Annotated in this window: 1 protein-coding gene; it reads right to left on the bottom strand. The window is 48.4% G+C overall.

Going from position 1 to position 432, the window contains the following annotated elements:
- On the bottom strand, window positions 1-432 hold a 432-nt coding region (locus M3O96_RS21955; protein ID WP_249725500.1), incomplete at both ends, for a hypothetical protein.

Below are 432 nucleotides of genomic sequence, written 5' to 3' on the forward strand. Positions count from 1 at the left end.
CCTCCCTCACCGATGACAATGTTTCCAGGACCGCGAACCTCGCCATTGTTCCAGGTCCAGGTGCCGTTGATGGTTAGTGTTTGGCCCGCTGCCACCACCAAATTCCCATTAAGGTTAAGTGTTACCGTGCTGGGGATTCCTATTGAAGCATTTACGGCAAGGATTCCAGATGTTTGGTTAATAGTACCTGTTCCAACCACAGTTGAATTGGCCAAGATGGTCAATGTTGCTGTGTTCGAAAATATGCCGCCATCAAACAAAATATTGCCTGAATTGGTAAATGTCCCTTGATTGGTAATGGTTCCCCCGTTAATCCCAAAGTCGGCCCCTTCCAAATTGTTGAAACTTATACTGAATGTGGTGTTGCCTGCCCCTGTTTTGGTGACGGTGCCGCTGTTGTTGATGGTACCGGTGGCGCCGTTGTTGAGGATA

The organism is Aquiflexum sp. TKW24L (genome assembly GCF_023502205.1).
Classification (GTDB): Bacteria; Bacteroidota; Bacteroidia; order Cytophagales; family Cyclobacteriaceae; genus Cognataquiflexum.